The organism is Glycomyces sp. NPDC049804, assembly GCF_040674615.1.
Taxonomy (GTDB): domain Bacteria; phylum Actinomycetota; class Actinomycetes; order Mycobacteriales; family Micromonosporaceae; genus Glycomyces; species Glycomyces niveus.
The window spans coordinates 52,982-79,525 of sequence record NZ_JBFAMQ010000003.1 but is presented as its reverse complement, the minus strand read 5'-3'; the positions used below and the strand labels follow the sequence as shown (position 1 = coordinate 79,525).

18 protein-coding genes, 2 tRNA genes, 1 other RNA gene and 3 pseudogenes are annotated in these 26,544 nt (G+C 70.6%); 6 read left to right on the top strand and 18 right to left on the bottom strand.

The window, feature by feature from the left end; translation table 11 throughout:
- Positions 1-151 precede the first annotated feature (151 nt).
- Positions 152-2,125 (bottom strand): DNA polymerase III subunit gamma and tau, encoded by a 1,974-nt coding sequence (locus tag AB0K52_RS05065; RefSeq protein WP_363526333.1) that lies wholly within the window; start codon positions 2,123-2,125, stop codon positions 152-154.
- A 281-nt stretch (positions 2,126-2,406) separates the two neighbouring features.
- Here AB0K52_RS05065 and AB0K52_RS05060 point away from each other — a divergent pair, with 281 nt between their 5' ends.
- Positions 2,407-3,879 carry an RICIN domain-containing protein gene (locus AB0K52_RS05060; RefSeq protein WP_363526331.1) on the top strand — a complete coding sequence of 491 codons (1,473 nt, stop codon included), beginning with the start codon at positions 2,407-2,409 and terminating at the stop codon, positions 3,877-3,879.
- A 47-nt stretch (positions 3,880-3,926) separates the two neighbouring features.
- Here AB0K52_RS05060 and AB0K52_RS05055 read toward each other — a convergent pair whose 3' ends face one another.
- The 4 genes from AB0K52_RS05055 to AB0K52_RS05040 form a co-directional block, all read right to left on the bottom strand.
- Positions 3,927-5,159, bottom strand: coding sequence for an ABC transporter permease (locus AB0K52_RS05055; RefSeq protein WP_363526328.1), 1,233 nt, complete (start codon positions 5,157-5,159; stop codon positions 3,927-3,929).
- A 99-nt stretch (positions 5,160-5,258) separates the two neighbouring features.
- A complete protein-coding gene (locus tag AB0K52_RS05050; RefSeq protein WP_363526325.1) occupies positions 5,259-5,963 on the bottom strand; it encodes an ABC transporter ATP-binding protein in 705 nt (234 codons plus the stop codon).
- Positions 5,960-7,048, bottom strand: a complete 1,089-nt coding sequence (locus tag AB0K52_RS05045; protein ID WP_363526322.1) for a peptidoglycan-binding domain-containing protein — start codon at positions 7,046-7,048, stop codon at positions 5,960-5,962. The genes AB0K52_RS05050 and AB0K52_RS05045 overlap by 4 nt, the downstream gene beginning before the upstream one ends.
- Positions 7,048-7,626, bottom strand: coding sequence for a hypothetical protein (locus AB0K52_RS05040; RefSeq protein ID WP_363526319.1), 579 nt, complete (start codon positions 7,624-7,626; stop codon positions 7,048-7,050). Before AB0K52_RS05040 ends, AB0K52_RS05045 begins: the two co-directional genes overlap by 1 nt.
- A 129-nt stretch (positions 7,627-7,755) precedes the next feature.
- On the opposite strand from AB0K52_RS05040, the gene AB0K52_RS05035 reads away from it, so the two are divergent.
- Together AB0K52_RS05035 and AB0K52_RS05030 are read left to right on the top strand one after the other, a co-directional pair.
- The gene (locus AB0K52_RS05035; protein ID WP_363526317.1) at positions 7,756-8,412 is read left to right on the top strand and encodes a response regulator transcription factor; all 657 of its coding nucleotides are present in this window, start codon (positions 7,756-7,758) and stop codon (positions 8,410-8,412) included.
- Between the two features lie 53 nt (positions 8,413-8,465).
- Positions 8,466-9,590: a HAMP domain-containing sensor histidine kinase gene (locus AB0K52_RS05030; RefSeq protein ID WP_363527197.1), complete on the top strand. Its 1,125-nt coding sequence runs from the start codon at positions 8,466-8,468 to the stop codon at positions 9,588-9,590.
- 50 nt (positions 9,591-9,640) lie between these two features.
- Here the strand turns inward: AB0K52_RS05030 and AB0K52_RS05025 are convergent.
- Both AB0K52_RS05025 and ffs read right to left on the bottom strand, forming a co-directional pair.
- A tRNA-Thr gene (locus tag AB0K52_RS05025) sits at positions 9,641-9,713 on the bottom strand.
- An RNA gene (ffs, locus tag AB0K52_RS05020) (signal recognition particle sRNA small type) lies at positions 9,711-9,804 on the bottom strand. The genes AB0K52_RS05025 and ffs overlap by 3 nt, the downstream gene beginning before the upstream one ends.
- Positions 9,805-9,929: 125 nt before the next feature.
- On the opposite strand from ffs, the gene AB0K52_RS05015 reads away from it, so the two are divergent.
- Positions 9,930-10,017 (top strand) — tRNA-Ser (locus AB0K52_RS05015).
- Positions 10,018-10,101: 84 nt separating this feature from the next.
- Here the strand turns inward: AB0K52_RS05015 and AB0K52_RS05010 are convergent.
- Positions 10,102-10,338: pseudogene (locus tag AB0K52_RS05010) on the bottom strand (tyrosine-type recombinase/integrase); the annotation flags it as partial.
- An 855-nt stretch (positions 10,339-11,193) separates the two neighbouring features.
- Here AB0K52_RS05010 and AB0K52_RS05005 point away from each other — a divergent pair.
- Positions 11,194-11,382, top strand: a pseudogene (locus AB0K52_RS05005) (GntR family transcriptional regulator); the annotation flags it as partial.
- Positions 11,383-12,148: 766 nt separating this feature from the next.
- Here AB0K52_RS05005 and AB0K52_RS05000 read toward each other — a convergent pair.
- From AB0K52_RS05000 to AB0K52_RS04970, 7 genes and pseudogenes are all read right to left on the bottom strand, one after another.
- Positions 12,149-14,659 (bottom strand): annotated as a pseudogene (locus AB0K52_RS05000) (ATP-dependent Clp protease ATP-binding subunit); the annotation flags it as partial.
- A 471-nt stretch (positions 14,660-15,130) separates the two neighbouring features.
- Positions 15,131-15,487 carry an Lsr2 family protein gene (locus tag AB0K52_RS04995; protein WP_208498769.1) on the bottom strand — a complete coding sequence of 119 codons (357 nt, stop codon included), beginning with the start codon at positions 15,485-15,487 and terminating at the stop codon, positions 15,131-15,133.
- Between the two features lie 285 nt (positions 15,488-15,772).
- Entirely contained in the window at positions 15,773-17,230 is a 1,458-nt protein-coding gene (lysS, locus tag AB0K52_RS04990; RefSeq protein WP_363527194.1) for a lysine--tRNA ligase, read from the bottom strand.
- 280 nt (positions 17,231-17,510) lie between these two features.
- Positions 17,511-18,317 carry an AmmeMemoRadiSam system protein B gene (amrB, locus tag AB0K52_RS04985; protein ID WP_363526314.1) on the bottom strand — a complete coding sequence of 269 codons (807 nt, stop codon included), beginning with the start codon at positions 18,315-18,317 and terminating at the stop codon, positions 17,511-17,513.
- A 23-nt stretch (positions 18,318-18,340) separates the two neighbouring features.
- Complete coding sequence (gene amrS, locus AB0K52_RS04980) at positions 18,341-19,522, bottom strand: AmmeMemoRadiSam system radical SAM enzyme (RefSeq protein WP_363526311.1); 1,182 nt, start codon at positions 19,520-19,522, stop codon at positions 18,341-18,343.
- 172 nt (positions 19,523-19,694) lie between these two features.
- Complete coding sequence (gene ugpC, locus AB0K52_RS04975) at positions 19,695-20,789, bottom strand: sn-glycerol-3-phosphate ABC transporter ATP-binding protein UgpC (protein ID WP_208498766.1); 1,095 nt, start codon at positions 20,787-20,789, stop codon at positions 19,695-19,697.
- Between the two features lie 229 nt (positions 20,790-21,018).
- Positions 21,019-21,765, bottom strand: a complete 747-nt coding sequence (locus AB0K52_RS04970) for a hypothetical protein (RefSeq protein WP_363526308.1) — start codon at positions 21,763-21,765, stop codon at positions 21,019-21,021.
- A 95-nt stretch (positions 21,766-21,860) separates the two neighbouring features.
- Between AB0K52_RS04970 and AB0K52_RS04965 the strand changes: the two genes are divergently transcribed.
- Positions 21,861-22,877: a UDP-N-acetylmuramate dehydrogenase gene (locus AB0K52_RS04965; protein WP_363527191.1), complete on the top strand. Its 1,017-nt coding sequence runs from the start codon at positions 21,861-21,863 to the stop codon at positions 22,875-22,877.
- A gap of 50 nt (positions 22,878-22,927) precedes the next feature.
- Here the strand turns inward: AB0K52_RS04965 and hemB are convergent, their stop codons facing one another.
- From hemB to hemC, 3 genes are read right to left on the bottom strand one after another with little or no spacing between them, the layout of a single operon-like run.
- Positions 22,928-23,914 (bottom strand): porphobilinogen synthase, encoded by a 987-nt coding sequence (gene hemB / locus AB0K52_RS04960; protein WP_363526305.1) that lies wholly within the window; start codon positions 23,912-23,914, stop codon positions 22,928-22,930.
- Between the two features lie 30 nt (positions 23,915-23,944).
- Positions 23,945-25,525 (bottom strand): uroporphyrinogen-III synthase, encoded by a 1,581-nt coding sequence (locus tag AB0K52_RS04955; RefSeq protein ID WP_208498763.1) that lies wholly within the window; start codon positions 25,523-25,525, stop codon positions 23,945-23,947.
- 33 nt (positions 25,526-25,558) lie between these two features.
- The gene (gene hemC / locus AB0K52_RS04950) at positions 25,559-26,500 is read right to left on the bottom strand and encodes a hydroxymethylbilane synthase (protein ID WP_363526302.1); all 942 of its coding nucleotides are present in this window, start codon (positions 26,498-26,500) and stop codon (positions 25,559-25,561) included.
- Positions 26,501-26,544: the final 44 nt, after the last annotated feature.

Sequence of the window (26,544 nt, the reverse complement as noted above, 5' to 3'; positions counted from 1 at the left end):
AAGTGATGCGGCACGCACCGCAGCCTTGTGGACCTTCGTGGTCGAGCTGCTGGTGATGGCGGTTGTCCGACGCATGTCTCAACGATGTCACGACCGGTTGCAGAGCGGCAACGATGAGTTGCTTGCCTGTGGATAACTTTGCGAGGGGCGCCTAAGCGATCTGCTTGGCACTGAAGGCGGTCGTCAGGAGTTTGACGGCCTGCTCCTCGCTCGTGCCGAAGCCGCCCGGGGCCACCGGGTCGTCCGCGCTCGGCTCGTCGAAGTCGTCGGCCGGCGGCTCCTCGAAGGACTCCGCCGCGGGCGCGGAGGCCTGGCGGGCCGGGGCGGCCTGCTGGCGCGCGCTCGGGGCCGCGGCGGGCGCGGGGCGGCTCGGCGCCGGGCTAGGCGCCGGTCCCGTGGCCGCTTTTGGGAGGCTCCCGGCCTCCCCCACCTCGCACCGGATCTTCCAGCTGCCGCCCAGCACCTCGTTGAAGACGCCCACGACGATGCCGTACGCGGGCTCCTTCTGCAGGTTCTCGGCATGGAAGGCGTGCTTGAACGCGAGCACCACCTCGTTGTCGGTGGCGTCGGCGATCGTCGCGTCCTGCAGCAGCGCCGCCGTGGTGCGCTTCTTGTCCTTGACCGCCATCATGATCCGGTCCCACTGGCGCCGGATCGAAGCGGCGGTCACGCCCCCGGCGTCAGCGGGCGGCGAGTACACGGGCTCCGCGGCGGGGACCGGTTCGGCGTCGGCCCAGTCGTCCGCGGGGACCGGAGCCGGGGCCGCCGCCACCGGTTCGGGCGCGGCAGCAGCGGGCCTGGCCGGTTCGGCTTCGTCCTCCCACGGCGGGACGGCCGCCGGAGCGGCGGCTTCCTCGACCGGGGCGGGCTCGGCGGCCTTCGCCAGCGCGGCGCGGGCGGCGCCGGGGCCGACAGGGCCGGCGCCGGATACGGGGAGGTCGCGGGCCGGGGCGGCGAAGGCGGCTCCGGCGGCGCGTTGTTCGAGGGTTTCGAGGCGCTGGGTGAGTCCGGCCATGGATTCGTCGGAGCCGGGGAGGATGGCGCGGACGCAGGCGAGTTCGAGGAGGAGGCGGGGGGCGGTGGCGCCGCGCATGCCGGCGAGGCCGGCGGCGATGACTTCGGCCATGCGCGTGAGGGTGGAGGTGCCCATGCGGGTGGCCTGGCTGGTCATCTTGGCGAGCTGGTCGGTGGGGGCGTCGACGAGGCCGTTCGATCCGGCGTCGGGGACTTGGTGGAGGACGATGAGGTCGCGGAGGCGTTCGAGGAGGTCGCCGGCGAAGCGGCGGGGGTCGTGGCCGCCTTCGACGACGCGTTCGACGACTTCCATGACGGCGCGGCCGTCGGCGGCGGCGAAGGCTTCGCACATTTCGTCGAGGAGGCCGGCGTCGGTGACGCCGAGGAGGGCGGCGGCGCGTTCGTAGGTGACGCCTTCGGGTCCGGCGCCGGCGATGAGCTGGTCGAGGACGGAGAGGGTGTCGCGGGCGGAGCCGCCGCCGGCGCGGACGACGAGGGGGAGGACGTCGTCGGCGACGGTGGCGCCTTCTTCGTCGCAGAGGCGGCGGCAGAGGTCGCGCATGGCGGGCGGGGCGATGAGGCGGAAGGGGTAGTGGTGGGTGCGGGAGCGGATGGTGGGGAGGACTTTGTCGGGTTCGGTGGTGGCGAAGATGAAGAGGACGTATTCGGGGGGTTCTTCGACGAGTTTGAGGAGGGCGTTGAAGCCTGCGGCGGTGACCATGTGGGCTTCGTCGATGATGTAGATCTTGAAGCGGGAGTCGACGGGGGCGAAGACGGCGCGTTCGCGCAGTTCGCGGGCGTCGTCGACGCCGCCGTGGCTGGCGGCGTCGATTTCGATGACGTCGACGGAGCCGTGGCCGTCGGCGGCGAGGGCTTTGCAGGAGCGGCATTCGCCGCAGGGTTCGGGGGTGGGGCCCTGGGCGCAGTTGAGGGAGCGGGCGAGGATGCGGGCGGAGGAGGTCTTGCCGCAGCCGCGGGGGCCTGAGAAGAGGTAGGCGTGGTTGAGGCGGCCGGCGCGGATGGCGTTGATGAGGGGTTCGGTGACGTGTTCTTGGCCGACGACCTCGGCGAAGGTCTGCGGCCGGTATTTGCGGTACAGCGCGAGCGCCACGTCTTCCTCCTGCTGGCCGGGCGTTCCGTCCTTGTCAGGGTACGGCGTGGGTCTGACATTCGGCGGCGCGACCGGTGGAGTTGGTGCGGGGGGCACAGCGGGGTGGGCGGCGGGCGGGTCGGGCGGGGTCCGGGGTTGTCGGACGGTGCCCGGCGGGGTTGTCGGGTGGTGTCGCGAACTCGTTGATTTCGGGCGTATCGAGGGGTGGCCCCGCTCACGTGCAAGCGGTATCCTACAACAATAGCAACGTATTTAAACGTTTCAATTTAAGGAGTTCCCCCTTGCGCGCTCCCGCTCCACCCCGCCGCCCGCTGGTCCGCTGGCTCGCCGCGGCCGTCGTCGCCGTCTGCGCCGCCGCGGGCCTCACCGCCCTCACCGCCGCGCCGGCCGCCGCCGTCGAGACCAACGTCTGGTACCGGATCGTCAACGACCACTCCGGCCTCGCCGTCAGCATCGAGGGCGGCTCGACGACCGCGGGCGCCAAGTCCGTGCTCGCCACCGCCTCCAGCGCCGCCAACCAGCAGTTCCGCTTCGTCGACTCGGGCGGCGGCTACTACCGGATCCAAGCCCGGCACTCGAATCAGGTACTCGACGTCTACGCCAAGTCCACCGCGAACGGCGCCGACGTCGTCCAGTGGTCCGACAACAACGGCACCAACCAGCAGTGGCAGGTCAACACCCAGTCCGACGGCAGCGTCGAACTCGTCAACCGCAACTCCGGCAAGGCCCTCGACAACTGGGAATGGGCCACCACCACCGGCAGCCGCGTCTCCCAGTACGACCGCAACAACCTCGAGTCCCAGCACTGGAAGCTCGTGCCCGTCGGCTCCACCGGCGCCGCGGGGAACGGCTCCCTCACCGACCCGAACGTCCAGTTCTACGGCCGCTGGGACCGCGACGACGCCGCCTGGTACCAGATGGGCTGGGCCGGCGGCTACGTCGAGACCGCCTTCAGCGGCGCCACCATCGGCGTGAAGCTCCGCAACACCATCGACATGTGGTACTCGATCGACGGCGGCGCCGAGACGTGGATGCGCGCGGTCTCGGGCAACGTCACCGTCAGAAGCGGCCTCTCCGGCACCCACACCATCCGCATCGGCTTCCGCGAGCGCGCCGGCTCCTACACCGGCGACCCGTCCTTCGGCGGGTTCATCCTCGCCTCCGGCGGCGCGACCAGCTCGACCGTCCGGCCCGGCGCGCACATCGAGTTCATCGGCGACTCCATCACCGTCGGCCAGCCGAACGCGAACCGTCCCTTCTCGACGTACGCGTGGAACTCGGCCGAAGCGGTCGGCGCCTCCCACATGCAGGTCGCCGAGGGCGGCGCGTGCGTCTCCACGACCGACTGCCGCGGCATGGTCGACTGGTTCCTGCGCACCACCAACCAGGACGCGAACGACCTGTGGGAGTTCAACACCTACGAGACCGACATCGTCGTGATCAACCTGGGCACCAACAACAAGGTGTCCGCCGCGCAGTTCCAGGCCGACTACCTCCTGCTGCTGCAGCGGGTCCGCCAGTCGTACCCGAACGCGGAGATCCTCGCGATGGGCGTCTTCCGCGAGCGGCTGCTCACCGAGATCCAGAACGCCGTCGCCGACCGCAACCGCGCCGGGGACGCGAAGGTCCACTACGTCGACACCCGCGGCTGGGTCGACCCGGCCACCGACACCAGCGACAACGTCCACCCGCACGACGCCGGGCACGCCAAGATCGCCGGCCTGCTGACCCCGGTCCTCCGCCAGTACCTCTGACGCGCAGGACGGCGGCCGCCCCGGCGAAGGGGCGGCCGCCGTCGTGTTCACTGCGCGGCAAGGGCCTCCGTCGGCGACAGCCGGGACGCCCGCACCGCCGGGTACAGGCCCGCGCCCGCCCCGATGAACAGCGTCGCCGCCACGCCCCCGGCACTCGCCCAGTACGGGACCACCGCCGGCCAGCCCTGCGACGACGCGTAGCCGACCGTGACCACGGTCCCGATGAGCACCCCGCCCAGGCCGCCCAGCGCGCTCAGCAGCAGCGACTCCGCCAGGAACTGGGTGCGGACCTGGCCCTTCGTCGCCCCCAGCGACCGCCGCAGCCCGATCTCGCTGCGCCGCTCCAGGACCGAGATCACCATCGTGTTCGCGACCCCGACACCGCCCACGAGCAGCGCCACCGCGCCCAGGCCCAACAGCATCCCGGTGAACGCGCTGTCCACCGCCTGCTGCGCTTCCAGGGCGTCCGAGGGCCGCGACACCGACATCTCGTCCGGCGCCGACGGGTCCGCCGTCGCCGCCAGCACGCCCGCCACATCGAGCACATAGGCGTCCTGCGCGCGGGTGTAGACCGTGGTCGCGTGCCCGTCGAACCCGAGGTACGCCTCCGCGGCCGCCCACCCGACCAGCACGGTCAAATCGAGCTCCGGGGCGAGCACCACCGGCTCCAGGACCCCCACCACCGAGAACCACTGCCCGCCGAGGTACACCTCGACGCCCGCGCCGGTCACCCCCAGCTGCTCGGCGGCGCTCGCGCCGAGCACCACCGCGGGATACCGGGACGTGGCCTCGTTCAGCCACACCCCGTCGGCGAGGGCGGCGCCCACCGTGTCGAGCATGCCGAGCTCGGCGGCGCACACGGTCATGCCGCCGGACTGCGACTCCGGTATCCGGTCGGTGCGGTAGACGTTCACGTCCGGCACCTGGCCGACCGCCGCGACCTGCTCGACCGGGCCGATGCGGGCGATCATCGCGACCGCCTCGTACGGGAGGACCCCGACCTCGCCGCTCATCATCGACGTCCCCGGCGAGACCGTGAGCAGGTTCGTGCCCAGCGACTCGAGCTGCCGGTCGAGCTCGGCGCGGCTCGACGACGAGATGCCGACGACCGCGATCATCGCCGCGATCCCGATCGCGATGCCCAGCGCCGACAGCCACGCCCGCAACGGCCGGGTGCGCAACCCGGTCGCCCCGACCCGGAGCACGTCGCCTGGGCGCATCCTCGCGGCCCTGAGCGTCTTCGCGGCGGGTTCGGCCGGGGCGGGGCGGAGCGACCGCATCCGCGGCGAACCGCTGCGCGGCGCCGACTCAGACACTGAGTCTGATGTGGATGGCCGGCTCGGCGGTCCGCCACCGGGCTCGTTGGGCGGCGCGTCCATTCAGACCACCTCCCCGTCGCGCATGGCGACCTGCCGCGGCAGGGACTTCGCGATGTCCTGGTCGTGGGTGATGACCACGACCGTGGTCCCGGCCCCGTGCAGTTCGTGTAGGAGCCGCATGACGCCGGAGCCCGACACCGAGTCGAGGTTCCCCGTCGGCTCGTCGGCGAGGAGCACCGCCGGCTCGCCCACGATCGCGCGGGCCACCGCCACACGCTGCCGCTCGCCGCCCGACAGCTCGTTCGGCAAATGGTCCAAGCGGTGCGCGAGCCCCACCTGGTCCAAGGCCGCCGCGGCGCGCGCCCGCCGCTCGGGCCCGCGCCGCCCCGAATACAGCAGCCCGTCCGCGACGTTGTCGAGGACCCGCTGCCCCACCGCGAGATGGAACTGCTGGAACACGAACCCGATCCTGGTGGCGCGCAGCGCGGACAGCTGCTTGTCGCGCAGCCGCGCCACATCGAACCCGTCGATGCGGACCGTGCCCTCACTGGGCCGGTCGAGCGTCCCGATGAGGTGCAGCATCGTCGACTTGCCCGACCCGGACGGGCCGACGATCGCGCACATCTCCCCCGCGTCGATCCGCAACGTGACCCCGCGCAGCGCCCGCACCCCGCCCGGGTAGGTCTTGGAGACGCCGTCGAGCTCGACCACCGGCCGCGGCCCCGTCCCCGGACCGGCCGCCGCGGCTTCGGCCAGGACGCTCATGAGGGCACCACCACGGCCATGCCCGCCTCGAGGCCCTCGCCGCTCACTTCCACGGTCCCGTCGGCGAACAGACCCGTCTCCACCGCGACCACCTCGGTCGCGGACCCGGTCGCGATCTCCAGCCCGTACCCGCCGCCGGAGAGGCCCAGCAGGGCCTCCACCGGGACCGTGAGCACGTCCTCGGCGGTGTCGCCCGCGAAACCCACGTCGACCGCGGCCTGGTCGAGCCCGTCGAACACGGCCGGATCGTCCGCCTCGACCGCCACCTCCAGATACGTGGTCGACTCCGTGCCGCTCTGCGCGTCCGCCTCGGACACGAGCGTCTCCGCGCCGGCGATCGTGCCGGTCGCCTCCGTCCCGTCCGGGAGCGTGATCGCGACTGCCGCGCCGACCGCCACCAGCTCCTGGTCCTCCAAGTCGACCTCGACCGTGACGACCTTCCCCAGGCCCGTGTAGTCCAGGACCGGCGAGGCCGGCTGCGCCGGGTCGCCCGGCTCCACGCCGACCGCGTCCACCCGGACCTCCCCGGGCGCGTAGACGACCTGGCCGAGCGCGACCGCGCCCGTCTCGGCCACGCCCAGGTCCTCCTGCCACGCCTCGACCGCCTCGGCCGTGGCGTCCGTGTACTCGTCGTCCACCGTGAACCCGTCATAGCCGAGCGCCGCGAGGTTCTCCTCGAACTGCTCCACATCCGCGCCCTCGGCGCCCGCCGCGAGCGTCCGGTACGCCGGCAGCGACCCGTACAGGAGCGTCACCGGCTCGTCGTCGACCGCGTACAGCTCCCCGCCGCGGCCGATCACGTCACCCGCCGACGGCAGGGCCGTGAACGTCCCCGAACGCAGGCAGTCGAGGCCGACCACGTCCCCGTACCCCAGGTCCCCCGCGACCGTGACCGTCTCGGTCAAGGTCTGCCGCACGACCTCCGCGGTCGCCGGCGTCTCCTGCGACGCGCCCGCCTCGGCCTCCTCGAAGAACGCCCGCGGATCGAACCCGAGGGCCGCCGCGGCGGCCCCGGCCGCCGCCACGGCCACGGCCGTCACCGCGAGCACCCGCCCGGCGCCGCCCCTGCGGCGCTGGCGGGCCATCACTCGTCACCGCCGTCGGTCCCGGCTTCGCCGCCGCGCTCGGGCCGCAGCTCCGCGCACGCCTCGTCGGCCTGCTGGAACTCCTCGCTCTGCGGATCGAAGCCCATGTCGCCGTTCATGATGATGCCGCCGTTCGGCTCCGGGTCCGGGAACGCCTCGACGCCGTTCTCGCGCATGCACGCCGCGTACTCGAGCAGGGCCTCGTAGATCGCGGGGTCGATCGTCGCGTTCTCGCCCGGGCCGGGCCGGAGGTCCTCGCAGGCGTCCTCGGCCGCCTGGAACTCCTCGCTCTCAGGGTCGAGGCCCTCCGGCAGCGACAGCCCCATCCGCCCCTCGCCGTCGAGATCCGGGTCCGGGAACTCCTCGACCCCGTTGTCCCGCATGCACTCGGAGTAGGCCAGCGCCTGCTGCTCCATGTCTTCGGGGCCGCCGCCCCCGCCGTCGCCGCCGCCATCGTCGGACGCGGTCCCGGTCGCGCCGTCGACGCTGGCGACGCCGCCGCCGCCGTCTTCGCTGGTGCAGGCGGCCGCTGAGAGGGCCAGCAGGCCTATGAGGAGTGCGATCGTGTGTCGCCGCATGGCGGTTGCGTCCTTTCGTCGCGGCCGGGGAGGTCCCGGCGGCGGCTCCAGTACAGTCGCGGCGGCATTGCGCGGCCGTAAGGCGAAACGGCAACGCCGCGGCAATACCGGGCGGGCCATGATGGGGGTATGAGGATCCTGGTGGTGGAGGACGAGCCGCTGCTCGCCGACGCCGTGGCCGAGTGGCTGCGGGGGGAGGCGCATGCGGTGGACGTCGCGTTCGACGGGGCGGCGGCGCTGGAGCGGTTCGAGGTGAACGACTACGACGTGGTCGTCTTGGACCGGGACCTGCCGGGCGTGCATGGGGACCAGGTGTGCCGGGCGATCAGCGCCGGGCGCGGGGAGACGCGGGTGCTCATGCTGACGGCCGCGGCGGAGGTCGACGACCGGGTGACGGGTCTCGCGCTGGGCGCGGACGACTACCTGCCGAAGCCGTTCGCGTTCCGGGAGCTGGCGGCGCGGGTCGCGGCCCTGGGCCGGCGGGCGCGGGCGGCGGCGCCGCCGGTGCTCGAGAGGGCCGGGATCAGCTTGGACGCGCATCTGCACCAGGTGTTCCGGGACGGGCGGTATGTGCCGTTGTCCCGCAAGGAGTTCGCGGTGCTCGCGGAGCTGCTGCGGGCGGAGGGCGCGCCGGTCTCGGCGGAGCTGCTGCTGGAGAAGGCGTGGGACGAGCACACGGATCCGTTCACGCAGGCGGTGCGGATGACGATCCTGAAGCTGCGGCGGAAGCTCGGCGAGCCGCCCGTGGTCCTGACCGAGCCGGGAGTGGGGTACCGGATCAGGTGAGAGCGCGGCAGGCGGGGCGGATCAGGCTCACACTGCGGGCCCGGTTGACGCTGGTGTACGGGGGGTTGTTCATCGCGGGCGGCGCGCTGCTGCTGGTGTTGACGTACAGCATGGTGCAGCAGGCGATCCCGGACGGGGACCAGATCTTCCAGGGTTTCACGCAGAACGGGGAGGAGGTGCCGCTGCCCGATGAGGATCCGCTGGTGCAGAGCCAGAATCTGCGGATCTTCGCGACGGGCAAGCTGTGGCAGGAGGCGCTCGACACGCTGCGGAACCAGGGGATCCAGGCGCTCGCGGTGGTGGGGCTGGGCACGTTCGGGCTGGGGTGGGTGGTCGCGGGGCGGATGCTGCGGCCGCTGCAGCGGATCACGGACACGGCCGCGCAGATCGCCGAGTCCCCGGCGGCGGACAAGGGCCTGCACCAGCGGATCAAGGTGAGCGGGCCGCGCGACGAGTTGCGGGACCTGGCCGAGACGTTCAACCGGATGCTCGAGCGGCTCGACCATTCCTTCGACGGCCAGCGGGCGTTCGTCTCGAACGCCTCGCATGAGCTGCGGACGCCGTTGACGGTGACGCGGGCGCTGCTGGAGGTGGCGGTGCACCGCCAGGACGCTTCGGCGGACGTGCGGCTGCTGGGCGAGACGCTGCTGGAGGTGAACGCGCGGCATGAGCGGCTCATCGAGGGGCTGCTGCTGCTCATGCGCTCCGACCGCGAACTCGCCGAGAGATCCTATGTGGATCTCGCGGATGTCGCGGAGCATGTGGTCGCGCAGACGTCCGCCGGCGGGGTCGCGGTGACGGCGGACTGCGAGGAGGCCCCGACCCGGGGCGAGCCGGTCCTGCTCGAGCGCTTGGCGCAGAACCTCGTGGAGAACGCGGTGCGCTACAACAGGGTCGAGGGCGGCTGGGTGCGGGTCACGACCCGCCGCGACGGCGGCGCCGCCGTCCTGGAGGTCGCGAACTCGGGGCCCGTGGTGCCGGCCTTCGAGGTCGAGGGGTTGTTCGAGCCGTTCCGCCGTCTCGGCACCGAGCGCCTCGCCACCGCCTCGAAGGGCGCCGGGCTCGGCCTCTCCATCGTCCGGGCGATCGCCACGGCCCACGCCGGCCACGCCGCCGCCGCGGCCCGCCCTGACGGCGGCCTCACGGTCACGGTGACCCTCCCGGCCGCCCCGGATTGAGCCACGGGAACGACGAAGGCCCCGGTGGGAACCGGGGCCTTTCGGCTTTGAGCCGCCTGACGGAATCGAACCGTCGACCTTGTTATTACGAGTAACACGCTCTGCCGACTGAGCTAAGGCGGCTGGGTCCCCCACGCACCCGCCAGAGCCCGCTTATCCTTGCTGCCTTCCGGCCCTGGGGAGGTTCACGAGATGACGCCGCATGGGAGACGCCCAACAGCCTACCGCACGCGGGGCGCGATTCGGGAACCGGGAGCACCCCTGGCGGCCTGATGCAACGCAGGTCACCTCTCGCATCCCGGTTGGAGGCGGTTCGGGGCGTCGGGTAAGGTACTCCGCGGAGGATTCGCATAGTGGCCTAGTGCGCACGCTTGGAAAGCGTGTTGAGTGAAAGCTCTCAGGGGTTCGAATCCCCTATCCTCCGCCACTAGCAAGCAGGAAAAACGCCGGAGCGTCACTCAAGTGATCGCCCCGGCGTTTTCGCGTGGGTCTCAACCAGGGTCTCAATTGCCTAGTTTTCGGACCCCTTCTCGGTCTCCCCGCCACCCCAGACGAGGCCGCCGATCTGGTCGGCGACGCCGCGCCGCAGCGCGTCGGAGACGTGCTGGTAGCGCTTGACCATGGCAGAGGACCACCCCATGATGTCCATGACCGTGCGTTCGGGGACACCGAGCACGAGCAGGACCGTGGCGGCGGTGTGGCGGGCGTCGTGGAGCCGCTTGCGCGGGACCTCGGCGGCGGCGAGCAGGTCCAGCCGGCTGTGGTAGTCGGTGTTCGGCACCACGGCCTCCCCCTGACATGGCCATAACTCCCGGCGCTGATCCGCGCCGGGAGTTTTGGCCATGTCCCCCAGGATTTTGGCCGAGTTTTGGCCATGTCGGCCTGACGCACATAGCCACAGCTCAGCGGGCCTATCCTTGAGTTGTGGCCATATTGGCCATTTTGGCCAGGGGTCGCGCACCCCGCGCGAGGAAGCTCCGTATTCGTTCGCGTTGAAGATCCCGCCAGGCGCGAGGGCGGGCGGCGGCGGTGCTAACGCGTAGCAGGCCCCTTCGGCATGGGAGGGGTGCACGCGGATAGCGACCAGCCGGTCGATGCACCGCGGTGGCCCGTCCCACTCCTGTGCCTCCTCGCAGGCGAGGTAGACACTGGGCCCGGCGATGTACTTCCTGTCGATGAGGTACTGCAAGCATTCATAGGTCCCGGCCTGGGCGGGCGCGGACGTGGTCAGCGCTATGCCGCCCGCGAGGGCGAGCACCGCCAGGCCTTGCAGTGTGCGGCGAGCGATCGATGCCATGCCGTTCTTCCCTTCCTCCGATGCCCCCGAGCGGGGGCTCGCCTGAGCGTAGGGGCCCAAAGGCCGCGCCGCCGGAGAACCAACAGGCCGCGACGATCGGAAATCCGACATGACCCCGAATACGCGACGACCCGACTTCGGCGTACAGATCGCACAGATCCTTGCGCTCGCGTCCAGCGGCAGTGCCCTCTCCTGTGCAGCGTTCATTCGCCGCCTCCGGCTTCTCCCCATTCGGCCTTCGGTGCCCCCGGTTGCCGTGGGTTGAAGCAGCTGTCGCGGCCCGTCGACACGACTTCGCGCCGGGACCGCATCGAGCGGGGCGACTGGGAACCAGGCCGCCGCATCATGTCCGAGGCTCAACTGGTGCAGGCGTATGGTCTTGCCCGGGAGGCCACCCGGAAAGCGGTCCGCGTTCTCATCGAGGACGGCACTCTTTTCACGGTGCCTGGACGAGGCACATTCGTTGCGGCACAGGACGAAGCTAGCTCCGACTAGGCTCGGTTCAGCTAATCCTGATACTTCCGAGGTGAGCGCGCTTCCGTCCCAACGAAGGCTCGCATCTTCGAGGGCTTCGCAGATCGTCTCGATATCGGTGCGTGCCGCGTTCAAGCGATTCTCGAACGCAGAGCCATCGATCTGGGCTTCGCCGTATTCATGAAGGAGCGAACCCAGCTCGCCATTGAGTCGCTTGAGGTCGTCGAGAGGCGGGCGGGCTGCGGGATTTCGCACAATGCCTCGCGCGGCCCAGAGGGCTGCGGCGAGGCGGTGGGCATGCTCCACCGCACGGTCCCAGGATTCGTGCTTCGGCGTCAGGCCGTCCCTCATGATGCGATGAACTGGGTTTCAAGGGCAGAGCGCCAAGGGTGCATGGCGGCAATGACGTCAGCTATGGCCTCTCGCTCTCGGTCGACCTGCTGATCGCGGGCCAGGTTGGCTTGGCGCTCACGATCTCTCTTCGCGGTAAAGCGGTGAGCAAGCGCGACGACAGCGTCCAAGAAGCAGGGTCTCTGTTACTAGGAGTTGAAGGAAGCCGGAGCATGTTGCTCCGGCTTTTTTCGTGCCCGCTAACGGACAGGGGGCGGCGCCTTCCGGCGGGTACGGAGAAGGGGCGGGACCGTGCGGTCCCGCCCCTGTGCGCTTGCGTCAGGCTCCGCGGTTACGCGGCGCCGCCCTGGCCCACCTGGCCGCCGCGCGGCCCGGCGCCCGGGCTCTTCGGCGGCATGGTGCCCGTGCCCGCTCCGGGGCTCTTCGGGGCCCGCTCGCCGGCGAGCTCGGCCGGGGGCGTGTCCGGCACGCCCGCGGGCTTGTCGGCGCCGCGGAACGTCAGGTGCGTCTTCTCGACGTCCTTCGGGTCCCCGTCGACGTCCACGATCACGATCTGACCGGGAGTGAACTCGTTGAAGAGGATCTTCTCCGAGAGCGTGTCCTCGATCTCGCGCTGGATCGTGCGGCGCAGCGGCCGCGCGCCCATGACCGGGTCGTAGCCCTTGTGGCCCAGGTACAGCTTCGCGTTGTCCGTGAGCTCCAAGGCCATGTCGCGGTTCGCGAGCTGGTCCTCGATGCGCTTGACCATGAGGTCGACGATCGCGACGATCGCCTCCTGCGTGTGCTTCGGGAACACGATCGTGTCGTCGATGCGGTTCAGGAACTCGGGGCGGAAGTGGTTCTTCAGCTCCTCCGAGACCTTCTCCTTCATCCGGTCGTAGTCGCCGCCCTCGGACGCGTCCGCCTGGAAGCCCAGCGACACGGCCTTGCCGACGTCCTTCGTGCCGAGGTTCGTCGTCAGGATCAGCACCGTGTTCTTGAAGTCCACGATCCGGCCCTGGCCGTCGGTCAGGCGGCCGTCCTCGAGGATCTGCAGGAGCGTGTTGAACACGTCCGGGTGGGCCTTCTCGATCTCGTCGAACAGGACCACGCTGAACGGCTTCCTGCGGACCTTCTCGGTGAGCTGCCCGCCCTCGTCGTAGCCGACGTAGCCTGGAGGCGCACCGACGAGGCGCGAGACCGTGTAGCGGTCGTGGAACTCGGACATGTCCAGCTGGATCAGCGAGTCCTCGGAGCCGAACAGGAACTCCGCGAGCGCCTTCGCCAGCTCGGTCTTACCCACACCGGACGGGCCGGCGAAGATGAACGAGCCGGACGGCCGCTTCGGGTCCTTGAGCCCGGCGCGGGTGCGGCGGATCGCCTTGGAGACGGCCTTGACCGCGTCCTCCTGGCCGATGATGCGCTTGTGGAGCTCCTCCTCCATGCGCAGCAGGCGGGAGGTCTCCTCCTCGGTCAGCTTGTAGACCGGGATGCCGGTCCAGTTCGCGAGGACCTCGGAGATCATCTCCTCGTCGACCTCGGTGACCTGGTCCAGGTCGCCGGCCTTCCACTCCTGCTCGCGCTTGGCGCGCTTCTCGTGGAGGCGCTTCTCGGTGTCGCGCAGGCGCGCGGCGGCCTCGAAGTCCTGGGCGTCGATCGCCGACTCCTTCTGGCGGCGCGTCTCGGCGATCTCCTCGTCGATCTCGCGGAGGTCCGGCGGTGCGGTCATCCGGCGGATGCGCATGCGCGCGCCCGCCTCGTCGATGAGGTCGATCGCCTTGTCCGGCAGGAACCGGTCCGAGATGTACCGGTCGGCGAGCGTCGCGGCCTGCACCAGGGCGCCGTCCGTGATGGACACGCGGTGGTGCGCCTCGTAGCGGTCCCGCAGGCCCTTGAGGATCTCGATGGTGTGCGCCAGGGACGGCTCGGCCACCTGGATCGGCTGGAAGCGGCGCTCCAGCGCGGCGTCCTTCTCGAGGTACTTGCGGTACTCGTCGAGGGTGGTCGCGCCGATGGTCTGCAGCTCACCGCGGGCCAGCATGGGCTTGAGGATCGAGGCCGCGTCGATCGCGCCCTCGGCGGCGCCCGCGCCGACGAGCGTGTGGATCTCGTCGATGAACAGGATGATGTCGCCGCGGGTCTTGATCTCCTTGAGCACCTTCTTCAGGCGCTCCTCGAAGTCGCCGCGGTACCGGGAGCCGGCCACCAGGGCGCCGAGGTCGAGCGTGTAGAGCTGCTTGTCCTTCAGCGTCTCGGGGACCTCGCCCTTGTTGATCGCCTGCGCCAGGCCCTCGACGGCGGCGGTCTTGCCGACGCCGGGCTCGCCGATGAGCACCGGGTTGTTCTTGGTGCGGCGGGACAGGACCTGCATGACGCGTTCGATCTCGCGCTGGCGCCCGATCACGGGGTCGAGCTTGCCGTCGCGCGCGGACTGCGTCAGGTTGCGGCCGAACTGGTCGAGCACGAGCGAACCGGACTGCTGCGCCTCCTGGGAGGTGCCGCCCGAGGTCGCGCCCGCGGGCTCCTTGCCCTGGTAGCCCGAGAGCAGCTGCAGCACCTGCTGGCGGACGCGGTTGAGGTCCGCGCCGAGCTTGATGAGGACCTGGGCGGCGACGCCCTCGCCCTCGCGGATCAGGCCCAGCAGGATGTGCTCGGTGCCGATGTAGTTGTGGCCGAGCTGCAGCGCCTCGCGCAGGCTCAGCTCGAGCACCTTCTTCGCCCGCGGGGTGAAGGGGATGTGCCCGGACGGGGCCTGCTGGCCCTGGCCGATGATCTCCTCGACCTGCTGGCGGACGCCTTCGAGGGAGATGCCCAGGCTCTCCAGGGCCTTCGCCGCCACGCCCTCGCCCTCGTGGATGAGGCCGAGCAGGATGTGTTCCGTGCCGATGTAGTTGTGGTTGAGCATCCTGGCTTCTTCTTGAGCCAAGACGACCACGCGTCGGGCACGGTCCGTAAACCGTTCAAACATGCGCTTCTGCTCCTCGCGTCCGCCGCTACTTGTCGTCGTTACTGGTCGTGGCTTGCAAAACCCTGTGGGTACACCTTATCTCCCGGGTCCGCGGACGACGGGTGCCACGTGGGTGACAACAAGCGTGCCTCTTCGACCATTCCCGGTGATAACAGGTTCGCTGTGAGCGCAATACCCGCGCCCCCGCCGCGGCAATCCAATGGTGCCGCACGGGTACGACAAGTCCCGCGTTTTGGAACGCAGTGGGGCCTGGTCGTCCAAGGAACTGCGCGCTGCTTCCAGGAACGCCCGGTGTCCTTGTCCGCGGTGCGCCCTGTCGCGTTGTGTGCCCTTGTTCGCGCAACGCCCTGCGCCGTTGTTCGCTCAACGTCCCGCCCCTTGTTCGCTGAACGCCCTCCGCCCTTGTTCGCTGTACGCGAAATGCCCGCCCCCTCAGGGGAGCGGGCATGAAGTCGGTTCGCGGCGGCCGGACTAGTTGTGCGCGGCGTTGTATTCCTCGACGATCGCCTGCGGGATGCGGCCGCGGGGCGAGACGCGCTTGCCGCTGCGCTCGGCCCACTCGCGGATGGCCTTGTTCTGCTCGCGGTCGACCGTCTGGCGGCGGGGGGCCACGGCGCCGCGGACCGGACCGCGGGGGGCGCCCAGGCTGTAACGGCCGAGTCGGGTGCCGGCCTCCTGGAACTTCTCCAGTGCGTCGCGCAGTTCCTTGGCGTGTCCCGCCGAGAGGTCGATCTCGTAGGCCTGCCCGTCGATAGCGAATTTGACGGTCTCCTCAGCCTTGCTGCCGTCGATATCGTCGATCAGGATGACCTGTGTCTTCTTCGCCATGGCAAATTCCTCTCGAACTGTAGCGACTCACCGCTGCCGGTACAACCGTCTTGCTAGTGCCAGAGCATATACGAGTCCATTAGCGAAGGGAAAGAGGGTGGGCGCATCTATTTGTGAATACGCGGCTACCGTCCAGCTCACCTGTCCACTCGAATGGACCCCTGGACTCCCGGGTTCCGGGCGAAAAGGGACCGCGCCGGAGGGGCCCTTGAAAAAAAGAGGGCGGGCCCTCGGCGAGCTTGCGAGCCGAGAATGGGCGCAGTCGGCGCGGTTCCTTTGGCTTTGCTATTCGGGTTTCACCAGCGGGAAGAGGATGGTCTCTCGGATACCGAGTCCGGTGAGCGCCATAAGCAACCGGTCGATTCCCATGCCCATCCCGCACAGCGGCGGGAGTCCGTACTCCATCGCGCGCAGGAAGTCCTCGTCGACGCCCATGGCCTCGTCGTCGCCCTTCGCGGCCAGTCTGGCCTGCGCCTCCAGCCGCTCCCGCTGGATCACCGGGTCGATCAGCTCCGAATAGCCGGTGGCGAGTTCGAAGCCGCGCACGTACAGGTCCCATTTCTCGGTGAGACCGGGAGTGGTGCGGTGACCGCGCGTGAGCGGGGAGGTCTCCTCCGGGTAGTCGAACACGAAGGTCGGCGCCGTGATGTGGTCGGAGACCAGCAGCTCGAACAATTCCTCCGCGAGTTTCCCGGCGCCCCACTTGGGGTCGACGCCGAGTTCGACTTTCTCCGCGTAAGCGCGCAGCGTCTCCAGCGGCGTGTCCACCGTCACGGTTTCTCCGAGTGCTTCGGAAAGGGACCCGAAGAGCGTGATCTCGGCCCACTCGCCGCCGAGATCGTACTGGGTGCCGTCCGCGAGTTCCACGGTCTCAGTGCCGAACACCGAACGCGCCGCGCCTTGAATGAGCGACTTCGTCAACCCCGCGATCGTGCGGTAGTCGCCGTAGGCCTGATAGGCCTCCAGCATCGCGAACTCCGGCGAATGCGACGAGTCGGCGCCCTCGTTGCGGAAGTTCCGGTTGATCTCGAATACGCGGTCGATGCCGCCGACGACGCACCTTTTCAGATAGAGCTCGGGGGCGATGCGCATGTACAGGTCCATGTCGTACGCGTTCATGTGCGTCACGAACGGCCGCGCGGTCGCCCCGCCCGGCTGCACCTGCATCATCGGGGTCTCGACCTCGACGAAGTCGCGGTGGTCGAGCTGCTCGCGCAGCGAGCGCACGACCTTCGCGCGGTTGCGGGCGTTCGCGCGCGCCTCCGGGCGCACGATGAGGTCCACGTACCGCTGGCGGACCCGGGTCTCCTCGGCGAGCGGCTTGTGCGCCACGGGGAGCGGGCGCAGGGCCTTGCCGGTGATCGCGAACGAGTCCGCCATGACCGACAGCTCGCCGCGCTTGGAGGTGATGACCTCGCCGGTGACGCCGATGTGGTCGCCGATGTCGACCAGGCGCTTCCAGTCCGCGAGGGCCTGCTCGCCGACCTGGGCGAGGGAGATCATGACCTGGAACTCGGTGCCGTCGCCGTCGCGCAGGCGGGCGAAGCAGAGCTTCCCGCCCGTGCGGACGAAGATCACCCGTCCGGTGGTGCCCACGGTGACACCGGAGGCCTCGCCGTCCTCCGAGAGGCCGGCGAACTGCTCGCGCAGCTCGGCGAGGGTGTGGGTGCGCGGGTAGCCGAGCGCGTAGGGCTCCTTGCCTTCGGCGAGGAGGGCGGCGCGCTTCTCGCGCCGGATCTGCATCTGCTCGGGAAGGTCGTCGCCGCTGTCGGTGTTCTGCTCGTGCTCGGTCACGCCTCCAAGCGTAGAGGTCGCCCCCGCGGCACAGCATGCGAGTTTCCCCTCATCGCACCGTGTCACACCGCCCTCGCGGGCGGGTGCGGCGGCGACCGCGGGGCGTGCCTCCGCCCGCCCGCGTCCGCCTCCCGCCGACCGGGGCAATGCGGCCGCGGGTTCGGTCGGCACCGAGTCGCTTTCGCGCTCACGGTCCCGTGCGTGCATCGCGTCCGGGTCGCGTCGCCCGCTAGTCGGCCAGGATCGCCCTTTCGATCGCGAAGGCCGGGTAGCCGACGACGCGGTCGGGTCTGCCGACGGTGTCGGCCGAGGTGGCCAGGGCGAGTTGGCGGGGGCGGCGGCCGGTGGCGTCGGCCCAGGCGAGCGTGGCGCGCAGGGCGAAGACGCCGCAGGCGTGCTGCGGGGCGATCTCGCGCGGGCGCAGGCTGCGGATGGCCTCGGCGGTGACGGCGTCGATGCGTTCGGCGGTCGCCTGGTCGTGGTAGTGGGAGAGGTCCGTGGAGCAGACGACCACCGCGTCCTCCCCGGCCTCCTCGCGGAGCGCGGCGATGAGCCGGGCGCCGTCCGGGGTCAGGCCCATGCCGAACGCGACGGGCGTGACCTCGATGTCCGGGCCGAGCGCCACCTGCAGGAACGGCAGCTGCACTTCGAGCGAGTGCTCCTGCTCGTGCGGGAGGCGCGAGGAGCCGACCATGTGCGTGGCCGCCACGTTCACCTCCCCGAGCGGGGTCTCCCAGCGCGCGTACGGCGCGGCGGCGTGCCCACGGAGCGGGTAGTGGTGCGAGGGCCCGACGAGGACGACCCGCTTGACGCGGCCGCGGTGGGCGGCGAGTCGGGCGTAGACCTGGGCGGCGACGGGACCCGAGTAGCGGTATCCGGCGTGCGGCGCGATGTAGGCGGCGGCAAGCGGTTCGCTGACCGGGCCGACGGCGTTGAGCAGTCGCTCGATGTCGGCGCGGAGCTGCCCGGGGTCGGCCGGGTAGAAGCGTCCGGCGACGGCGGCGGGCCGTACGGTGTCTGACTTGATCGAAGGCATCGCAGGTCTTCCGGTGGTGGTTCCTATGGTCGGTGCGGCTCTGGTCGGTGAGCCGGTGTGTGGTCTGGTGCCGGTGCTCGTCTGTTGGACGGCGGAGCCAGGCGGATCGGTTGCCGCTTGGGACCCCAGTCTCCCGCCGGTCCCTCGAAAACTCCGGGAACGGACGCGCCGCAACCGGTGCACTGTCCGCTATCCGACACCGCGTACCGGTCAATTCGGTACCAATCACGCACTATGAGGGCTTCGCCACAGCTCGAGCAGGTCGTGGTCTGGCCTTCGGGGTCGTGCACGTTGCCGGTGTAGACGTGCCGGAGCCCCGCGTCGCGCGCGATCCGCCGGGCCCGGCGGAGTGTCGCGACCGGAGTCGGCGGCACGTCGCGCATCTTGAAGTCCGGATGGAACGCGGTGAAGTGCAGCGGCACATCGGGGCCGAGGTGTTCCGCGATCCAGTCGCATTCGGCCGCGACCTCCTCGTCCGAGTCGTTGTGGCCGGGGATCAGCAGCGTGGTGATCTCGGTCCACACGTCGGTCCCGTGCACCAGGTATTCGAGTGTATCGAGGACAGTCCTCAGTGAAGCGAACGCGATCTTGCGGTAGAACTCCTCGGTGAACGCCTTGAGGTCGATGTTCGCGGCGTCCATGTGCGCGTAGAGCTCTCGGCGCGCTTCGGGTCTGATGTACCCCGCCGAGACCGCCACGGCCTTGAGGCCGGCGTCGCGGGCCGCGTCCGCGCAGTCGGCCGCGTATTCGAGGAACACCGTAGGGTCATTGTAGGTGAACGCGATCGACCTGCAGCCCATGCGCTTCGCGGTCGTGGCCAGCGTCTCGGGCTCGGCCTCCGATGCGAGCGTGTCGATCTCGCGGGACTTGGAGATGTCCCAGTTCTGGCAGAAGCGGCAGGCCAGGTTGCAGCCGGCGGTGCCGAAGGAGAGCACGGGCGTGCCGGGCAGGAAGTGGTTGAGGGGCTTCTTCTCGATCGGGTCGATGCAGAACCCCGAGGAGCGCCCGTACGAGGTGAGGACGATCTCGTCGCCGCGACGGGCGCGCACGAAGCACAGGCCGCGCTGGCCGTCGCGCAGGCGGCAGGCCCGCGGGCAGACGGTGCACTCGAGGCGGCCGTCGTCGAGGGCCCGGTGGAAACCGGTGCCGACGGTGAACTCGTCGGCGCCTTCGACCCGTGGCCTACGGGGAGTGAGGGTGGCCATACTCACTACCGTAGCGCCCGCGCTGTTGCCGTTGTGTTGCGGCATCGACACGAGGCGCTTGCATGCGGAAAGGGGCCGCACACGCTTCTCGGCGAAGCATGCGAGCCGTGGATCGGCTCCGTGCGGCCCCTTCGGGAATCGCTGGCGAACCGGCCCGGGCGGGCCGCTCGCGCTAGTTCAGGCGCTCACCGGTGGTGGCGTGGAAGACGTGCTCGTGGCCCGGCTCCGGCACGACGTACACGGTCTCGGCGAGACGCGGGACGTTGGCCGACTCGGTGCGCACGACGAACCGCTCCGAGGAGCCGTTGTACGCGGCGTGGCCGTACACGTAGGCCTCCGAGCCCAGCTCCTCGACGAGGTCGACCTCGATCGGGATGCCGCCGGAGGACTCCGAGCCGAGCTTGCAGTGCTCGGGGCGGATGCCGATGGTGACCTGCTTGTCGCCGCCGTCCTGGGTCGCGGCGTCGCGGACCTCGCGCGAGAGCGGGAGGGTCACGTCGCCGAAGAGGCCGCCGGCCTCGGTCAGGGACACGGTCTTGAGGTTCATCGACGGAGAGCCGATGAAGCCCGCGACGAAGGTGTTGCCCGGCTTGTCGTACAGGGTGCGCGGGGTGTCGCACTGCTGCAGCAGGCCGTCCTTCATGACCGCGATGCGGTGGCCCATCGTCAACGCCTCGACCTGGTCGTGGGTGACGTAGACGGTGGTGATGCCGAGGCGCTTCTGGAGCGAGGCGATCTGCGAACGGGTCTGGACGCGGAGCTTGGCGTCGAGGTTCGACAGCGGCTCGTCCATGAGGAACACCTGGGGCTCGCGCACGATCGCGCGGCCCATGGCGACGCGCTGGCGCTGGCCGCCGGAGAGGGCCTTCGGCTTGCGGCCGAGGTAGTCGGTGAGGTCGAGGAGCTTCGCGGCCTCTTCCACGCGCTGCTTGATCTCGGCCTTCGGCATGCGGCGCAGCTTGAGGGCGAACGCCATGTTGTCGAAGACGGACATGTGCGGGTAGAGCGCGTAGTTCTGGAAGACCATCGCGATGTCGCGGGACTTCGGGGGGAGGTTCGACACGTCGGTGTCGTTGATGAAGATCGAGCCTTCGTCGACCTCTTCGAGGCCGGCGAGCATCCGGAGGGAGGTGGACTTGCCACAGCCGGAGGGGCCGACGAGGACGAGGAATTCGCCGTCCTGGATCTCGATGTCGAGCTTGTCGACGGCGGGCTTGTCGGTGCCCGGGTAGATGCGCGTAGCACCCGCGTACGTCACTGTTGCCATGATGTTCTGTCCCTTTCACTGGCAGGTACGTGCCAGACGATCCGTGGTAAAAGGCGGTTGTGCCATCACAGAGCGGGGACTTCGCCGGGGCGGCGCGACCCTGCGCTGCGACACGAACGCGTGATGCGCAGCACCGTGCGGCCGTGTGGTGAGCCTAGCCGCGCGGGAATGCCTTTGCCAAGTCGCCGCCGAACGTTTGTCCGGTTTCCCGCGAAGGTTTACCGAAACGTTATTCCACCCGCAGGGCCTGCAGCAGCCGCTCGTCCCCGGCCACATCGCAGATCCCGAACGGCAGCCGGCCCCACAGCGCCAGCGCGATGTCCGAGGCCGAGCCCGCGGCGCGGGCCTGCAGTTCGGTGCGGGAGTCGGGCTGGTCGAGGAGGGCGACGCGGCCGCCGCGCAGGCGCACGAACCAGGTCGCGTCGGCGTCCTGGGCGAACAGCTGCACGAGGCCGGTGGCCTCGGGGTGGGTGCCGCGGCGGGCGCCGACGGGCAGGAACGCCTCGAACACCTCGCTGATCGCCTCGGAGGCGAGGGCGGCGGGGACGGGCGCGGTCGCGCCCGCGGCCATCTGCACGTCCCAGCGGGCGAGGCCGGTGGCGACGGCGACGCGGCGGTGCCAGAACTCGGCGCGCCATTCGACGGGCGCCCAGGACCAGGCGGGCGAGTCGGGTCCGCGCGATTCGACGGCGTCGAGGACGGCGGCGAGGGCCTGGTCGAAGACGTCGAGGACGGCGGTGCCGGCGGCGGTCACGGGCGGTGGCTGGGGGAGGTCGTCGTCGCGGTGGGGCGGGGTGAAGAGGGCTTCGACGGCCCAGCGGTATTCGCGGGCGAGTCCGAGGAGGATGCCGGCGACGGTGGTGTCGGGGCGGGAGGGCGCGATGCGGTCGAGGACGTCGGGTCCGCACGCCGAGCGCAGGCCCGCGGCCTCGGTCTTCAACTCGGTGAGGTAGTCGGTGATGCGCAGCTTAGCCATGGTGACCGCCGTTCCTCGTAGCCTGCGTAAAGCTTAGGCTTTCCGGTGTGACACACGCCAGTCCGACACCGCGCGAGCAGGCCGCCGACCACCCGATTCCGGGCAAATCACTCAGCGAGTACACGACGCTGAGAATAGGGGGTCCGGCCCGCGAACTCATCGAGGCCCGCTCCGCCGAGGAGGCCGTCGCGGTGCTGCGCGGCGCGCCGGGGCCGACGCTGGTGCTCGGCGGCGGCTCGAACGTCGTCATCGGCGACGCGGGCTTCGACGGCACCGTGGTGGTGCTGCGCGGCGGCGGCGTGGAGGAGGCCGGCGACGGGGTCGTCCGGGTCCGGGCCGGGCACGTGTGGGACGAGTTCGCGGCGTGGACCGTCGCCCACGGATTCTCGGGCGTGGAGTGCCTGAGCGGCATCCCCGGTTCGGCGGGCGCGACCCCGATCCAGAACGTGGGGGCGTACGGCCAGGAGGTCGCGAACACGATCGCGGCCGTGCGGGTCTGGGACCGCGAGGCCGACGAGGTCCGCGACTGGACGCCGGCCGAGTGCGGATTCGCCTACCGCCACAGCGTCTTCAAGCATTCCGACCGGTACCTGGTGCTGAGCGTCGACTTCCGGCTCGAGCGGGCCGAGACGTCCCAGCCGATCGCGTACGCGGAGCTGGCGAAGCGCCTGGAAGTCGAAGTGGGCGACCGGGCGCCGCTCGGCCTCGTCCGCGAGGCGGTGCTGGAGCTGCGGCGCGGCAAGGGCATGGTCCTCGACGAGCACGACCACGACACCTGGAGCGCCGGTTCGTTCTTCACCAACCCGATCGTCGGCGCGCACGACTACCACGAGCTGGCCGACAAGGCCGGAGGCGAACCACCGCACTGGAAGACGGCCGACGGCAGGGTGAAGGTCTCGGCCGCGTGGCTCATCGGCGCCGCCGGCTTCGAGAAGGGCTACCGGCGAGGCAATGTCAGCCTCTCCACGAAGCACACCCTGGCGCTCACCAACCGCGGCGGCGCGACCGCGACCGAGCTCCTCGCGCTGGCGACCGAGGTCGCCGACAAGGTGGAAGCGGACTTCGGCGTCCGGCTCCACCCCGAACCGGTCACCGTCAACGCCGACTTCTGAACGCGCGCCGGCGCGCACGAGCCGAGGCGCGCCCGAAGCGGCGCCGGGCGCTAGCGGAGGAGGGCCGCCGCGTCCAGGGCCGCGTAGGTGGCGATGATGCCCGCTCCGGCCCGCTTGATGCTCGTCAGGGACTCGAGGATCGCGGCATCGCGGTCGATCCAGCCGCGTTCGGCCGCCGCCACGATCTGGGCGTATTCGCCGCTGATGTGGTAGGCGGCCACGGGAACCGGGCTGCGGTCGGCGACGGTCCGGAGGATGTCGAGGTAGGGCAGCGCGGGCTTGACCATGACGATGTCCGCGCCCTGCTCGAGATCGAGTTCGAGCTCGTGGATCGCCTCGGCCGCGTTCGCGGGGTCCTGCTGGTAGGTGCGGCGGTCGCCCTGGAGCTGCGACTCGACCGCCTCGCGGAACGGGCCGTAGAACGCGCTGGCGTACTTCACCGCGTAGGCGAGCAGGCCCGTGTCGGTGTGCCCGGCCTGGTCGAGGGCGGCGCGGACGTAGCCGATCTGGCCGTCCATCATCCCGGAGGCGCCGAGCAGGTCCGCGCCCGATTCGGCCAGCGCCAGGCCCATCTCGCCGTAGCGGACGAGGGTGGCGTCGTTGTCCACGGTGCCGTCGGGGCCCAGGACGCCGCAGTGGCCGTGGTCGGTGAGCTCGTCGAGGCAGAGGTCGGGGATGACGACGAGGTCGTCGCCGATCTCCTCCTTGATCGCCCGCGTGGTGACGTTGAGGATGCCGTTCGGGTCGGTCGCGGCCGAGCCGATCGCGTCGCGCACCAGCGGGACCGCGAACGGCATGATCCCGCCGAGGCCGGCCCGCGCGGCGTCGACCGCGAGCTTGCGCACGGAGTCCACCGAGTGCTGGTACACGCCGGGCATGGTGGCGATCTCGACGGGTTCGTGGAGGCCTTCTTTGACGAAGACGGGCAGCACGAGGTCGGAGGGGTGGACGCGCGTCTCGGCCGTGAGACGGCGAAGGGCCGCAGTGCGTCGCAGCCTCCGAGGGCGGATGACCGGGAACTCAGGGCTGTTCGGCACTGCGACCACTTCCTTAAATCGTCGTCTTTCTCAACGGAACCGCAGGGCGGTCGGGCCCTGGATCTTCTGGCCCCGGCGGGTCTTGATCGGGCCTTCGGCCAGGCGCTGCTTGAGCTCCATGGCGTACTCCGCGAGGGCCTCGATGAGGTCCGGGACGGAGGCGTTGTCGGGCTTGGCGTCGACGCGCAGGCCGAACTCGGTCGCGGTGTCCGCGGTGGCCGGGCCGATGCAGGCGACGACGGTGCGCTGGTGCGGCTTGCCGGCGATGCCGACGAGGTTGCGCACGGTGGAGGACGAGGTGAACAGGACCGCGTCGAAGCCGCCGGACTTGATGGCGTCGCGGATGTCCGCGGCGGGCGGCGAGGCGCGCACGGTGCGGTAGGCGGTGACGTCGTCGACCTCCCAGCCGCGCTCGGTCAGGCCCGACACGAGGGTCTCGGTGGCGATGTCCGCGCGCGGGAGCAGGACCCGGCCGACCATGTCGAGGATCGGGTCGTGCGGCGGGAAGACCTCGAGGAGGCCTTCGGAGGACTGCTGGCCGGTGGGGATGAGCTCGGGCTCGATGCCGAACTCGCGCACCGCGTCCGCGGTGGCCTCGCCGATGCAGGCGATGCGCAGGCCGCCGAAGGCGCGGGCGTCGAGGCCGTGCTCCTTGAACTTCTCCCAGATGGCCTTCACGGAGTTCTGGCTGGTGAAGACGATCCAGGCGTAGCGGCCGTCGACGAGGCCCTTGATGGCCCGCTCCATCTGGGCGGGGGTGCGGGGCGGTTCGACGGCGATGGTCGGGACCTCGCACGGGATGGCGCCGTAGGCGCGCAGGCGCTCGGACATGATGCCGGCCTGCTCCTTGGTGCGGGGGATGAGGACCTTCCAGCCGTAGAGCGGGCGGCCCTCCCACCAGGCGAGCTCGTGGCGGTCGTCGACGCCGGGGCCGATGGTGAGCACGACCTGCCCGGCGTAGCCGAGCGCGGCCTCCACGAAGGTGTCCACCGAGGACGTGGTGGTGTACTCGGTCTCGCCGGTCGCGTCGCCGGTGACGGCCACGGCGGTCTCGCCGGAGACGCCGCCCGCGAGCAGGATGTCGCGCAGGGACGACAGGTCGGAGACGTCGGCGGTGACGGTGAGGCTGCCGCGCTTGATCGCGTCGGCGATCATGAGCGGCTCGATGGAGGCGATGTCGTCGATGTCGATGACCGTGCGGATCTCCCCGGGCGGCATGCCCGCGTACACGGCGACGGCCTGCGCGTGGCTCATGCCCGGGATGACCTCGAAGCGGGCCTGCTCGGCGCTGGCGGCCTTGATCTCGGCCTTGGCGAGCCGGTTCGGGTAGGCGTCGCCGACGATGAGGCGGGCGATGTTCTCGCCTTCGCGCGCGGCGGCGGCCATGAGCTTGCCCTGGTCGCTCGGGGAGGACTCGATGAGCTTGATCCGGGAGTCGTCCCCGTTGAGCTCCTTGGCGGTCTCGATGAGCGACTGCGGGAGGGACCGGTCGTAGTAGACCCGGTCGGCCTCGCGGATCGCGTCGAGGGCGCGCTTGGTCAGCAGTCCCGGGTCGCCTGGGCCGGTCCCGACGAAACGCACGCGGCCCACCGGCTTACGGGCACTGGTCATGTTCTCTCCATCAACAGTCGTCTAGAGCTGGGTCTACTTCAATAGTTGCTCGGCACCGGCCTCGAGGAGGTCCTCGGCCAGCGCTCGCCCCACGGCGGCGGCCCGGGCGGCCAGGTCGGCGGCGCCCGCATCGCCAGTGTCGGGGAGAGCGGCGGTGGTCGAGAGCCGCTCGATGACGGAGCCGTCCTCGGCACCGACGGCCCCCCGCAGATACAGGTCGACCTCGTCTGGCGAGGCGCCTTCGGCGACATCGGCGAGTGCGGCGACGGGTGCGCTGCATCCGGCTTCGAGTCGTTGGAGAAGGGCGCGCTCGGCGGCGACGGCGGCCTGTGCGTACCGGTCGTTGAGCTTACTTGAGATCCGCGCAGATGTCATGTCGGCTTTGCGGCATTCGACCGCCAATGCCCCTTGTGCTGGGGCGGGAAGCATCACTAGCGGGTCCAGGTATTCCGTGATCTCCGCCTGCCGCCCGATGCGCTTGATGCCCGCGGCCGCGAGGATCACCCCATCGAGGTCGTCGTGGATGCGGGCGATGCGGGTGTCGATGTTGCCGCGGATCGGCACGCACTCGAAGCCGCGGCCCATGGCGTTGAGCTGCGCGATGCGCCGGGGCGAGCCGGTGCCGATCTTCGCGCCGGGGCCCAGGTCGGCGAGGGTGCGACCGCCGGAGGCGACGAGCACGTCGCGCGGGTCCTCGCGCGGGGGCACCGCGATGACGAGGTGCTCGGGCTGGGCCGTGGGCAGGTCCTTGTAGGAGTGGACGGCGATGTCGATGTCCTCGCGCTCGAGCGCCTCGCGCAGCTGGTTGACGAAGACGCCGACGCCGAGCTGGGCGACCGGCACCGTCGTGCCGTCCCCTGTGGTCTTGATCTCGACGAGTTCGACCTGCTCCCCCGAGAGGCGCGCTATCTCGTCCGCGATCATGCCGCTCTGGGCGAGCGCGAGCTTCGATCCCCTGGTCCCGACTCGGATCACAGGTCTTTCCCTTCCTAAGGCCGGCGCGGCGAAGACGCTCCGGG

Coding starts and splice junctions, on each gene's coding strand:
- AB0K52_RS04995 (WP_208498769.1), bottom strand. CDS start 15,487: ATGGCGAAGAAGACACAGGTCATCCTGATCGACGATATCGACGGCAGC.
- AB0K52_RS04970 (WP_363526308.1), bottom strand. CDS start 21,765: ATGGCTAAGCTGCGCATCACCGACTACCTCACCGAGTTGAAGACCGAG.
- AB0K52_RS04955 (WP_208498763.1), bottom strand. CDS start 25,525: ATGACCAGTGCCCGTAAGCCGGTGGGCCGCGTGCGTTTCGTCGGGACC.
- AB0K52_RS05040 (WP_363526319.1), bottom strand. CDS start 7,626: ATGCGGCGACACACGATCGCACTCCTCATAGGCCTGCTGGCCCTCTCA.
- AB0K52_RS05035 (WP_363526317.1), top strand. CDS start 7,756: ATGAGGATCCTGGTGGTGGAGGACGAGCCGCTGCTCGCCGACGCCGTG.
- AB0K52_RS05050 (WP_363526325.1), bottom strand. CDS start 5,963: ATGAGCGTCCTGGCCGAAGCCGCGGCGGCCGGTCCGGGGACGGGGCCG.
- lysS (WP_363527194.1), bottom strand. CDS start 17,230: ATGCAGATCCGGCGCGAGAAGCGCGCCGCCCTCCTCGCCGAAGGCAAG.
- amrB (WP_363526314.1), bottom strand. CDS start 18,317: ATGCCTTCGATCAAGTCAGACACCGTACGGCCCGCCGCCGTCGCCGGA.
- AB0K52_RS05045 (WP_363526322.1), bottom strand. CDS start 7,048: ATGGCCCGCCAGCGCCGCAGGGGCGGCGCCGGGCGGGTGCTCGCGGTG.
- amrS (WP_363526311.1), bottom strand. CDS start 19,522: ATGGCCACCCTCACTCCCCGTAGGCCACGGGTCGAAGGCGCCGACGAG.
- ugpC (WP_208498766.1), bottom strand. CDS start 20,789: ATGGCAACAGTGACGTACGCGGGTGCTACGCGCATCTACCCGGGCACC.
- AB0K52_RS05055 (WP_363526328.1), bottom strand. CDS start 5,159: ATGCGGTCGCTCCGCCCCGCCCCGGCCGAACCCGCCGCGAAGACGCTC.